This is a genomic window from Stutzerimonas kirkiae (genome assembly GCF_004327335.1).
Taxonomy (GTDB): Bacteria; Pseudomonadota; Gammaproteobacteria; order Pseudomonadales; family Pseudomonadaceae; genus Stutzerimonas; species Stutzerimonas kirkiae.
In genome coordinates this window covers 1-1,959 of record NZ_QJUO01000070.1, presented here as the reverse complement: position 1 = coordinate 1,959, position 1,959 = coordinate 1, and the positions used below count along the sequence as shown (strand labels likewise).

Genomic DNA, 1,959 nt, shown 5'->3' with positions numbered 1-1,959 from the left:
GGATCAGCGCGCCGTTGGGCGCCAGGCGGCCTTCGGCCTGGGCCAGGTAGAGCACCGGCACCAGCACCCGCTCGCCGTTCACTTCGTACTCTTCCAGCCAGACGATGTCGTGGGTCAGCGCCGCCACTTGCTCGGCGGACAGGGTCACGCCGAGGGACAGGCCGAGGGCGTCCTTGCTGGCGATGGCGTTGTCCATCAGGTAGCGGAACATTGCCTCGTCGCTGCTCAGCCCGTCCAGGAAGCGCTGGCCGGTGCGCGCGACGATGGCTTCGCGCACCAGGCGCTGTTCGTAGAGGCCGTCGCCCAGGCGCTTCTGGGCCTGGTCCGGGTCGTAGCCGAGGTTGCCCAGCAGGTAGTCCGAGCTCATGAACTGCTTGAGCTCGGTGAGCGCCGGGTTGGTTTCGACCAGGTATTTGTGCGTGGGGGCCGGGACGTTATCGACGGTCGGTAGCGCGGGGGCGACCGCCAGCACGGGATCGTCCAGCCGTACCGATGGGGTTTGCCGGACGGGCTGATCGCCCCCGGGAAGGTTCTCGAACGCCAGCTCGCCAGCATTGCCCAGGGTGTCTTCGGCGAGCCGTACGCCATCGCCCTGCCTGGCGGGCCGGGTATCCCCAGGGCCTTCGAGCTGCACGGCGGCGCCGGCGGACAGGTCATCGCCGACCAGTTGCAACGTACTGGCCTGGGCCGCGGGCGTGCCATCGGGCTGCCGGGCCAGGGGGGTCAGGCTGTCGAGGGCGGCGAGCTGCCCGGCGGCGGCAGTCACGCTGCGGGCCTGGGCGCTGCTACCCTGCTGGCGATCCGCGACGTTCAGGCCGAGGCTGCTGGCCAGCACGTCCTGGCGCTCGCCGAGGCGTATCTCGCTGGCCTGGCCCACGATGCTGGCCTGCTGGCGCTGCGCCTGGCCGATGCTGGCGATGGACAGGCTCCAGTCCTGCTGCGCGGTGCCCTGCTGGGCCTGTGCGGTCGTGCCGGACTGGCCGCTGAGGCGGAACAGGCCGTTTTCGCCGCTGGGCAGGGTAAAGCCGGGCAGGGTCAGGGGGTTGACCTGTTGCTGGGAGAGGTCGGGGGGAAGTTGGGAGGTTATACGCGGGGTATTCGCAACACTCTCGGTAATATTGGTCTCAACTGCACGATTGGCACCTCGATCAATTACCTCACCTACCCGAACCAAGCCATTTTCCAAGTGTTGGGTGGCCTGGATATCGACATTTCCCCCAGCTTGGATCACGGCATTGGAGACGACAGAGCCAGAGGTCTCGACTACTTTGCTACTTCTAAGAGAACCCAGTGCAAAAGAAGAAAGAGGCATTACCCCTGGGTCGTAACTGGATGATTGCGGGTCATTATAGGAATTATACTTCCTCATGTTCGAAATAAATCTATGATAATAACTATCGTATTTAGTATAAATATAGTATCGATACTCTCTCTCACTACCCCCGGCAGCGCCTGTATTCCACAAATTGTCAGCGACAATAATGATATCGCCACCAGATGAAACACTACTAAAGCGGTTATCAAACGAACTACCAACGAAATCCAGGCTACCGCCACTACTCAAGCTACTACTTGCTGAGTCTTGAGTAACGCCGACCCCGTATACTTCATTGACTCGATAATCAACCTCACAATGCTTATTATCACAATAGTCATCATAAATTATCGTTACTTTTCCAGAAACCAACTTATAGTCAAACTCGAAAACATCCTTGCGATTGATCAGTTCATTCACTGACAACCGCATATCCCCCATACTCTCCACAGTACCTGAGATATTCTCGAACAAATTGGCGCGCTGCTCTTGACTATCCTTCGCCAGTTCAATCCCACCCAAGCTGTAAACATCCGCATACCTATTAACGAAGGTATCCACATACAGCCCCATATCCTCGCCGCTGAAGATCAGGCCGTTTTCGTTGAGCAGGTTGGGGGCATACAGCGCCAGGGTGCCGGAGC

Annotated in this window: 1 pseudogene; it reads right to left on the bottom strand. The window is 59.5% G+C overall.

The features are described from left to right. Nucleotides 1-424, bottom strand: a pseudogene (locus tag DNJ95_RS19855) (hypothetical protein); the annotation flags it as partial. Between the last annotated feature and the right edge of the window lie 1,535 nt (nt 425-1,959).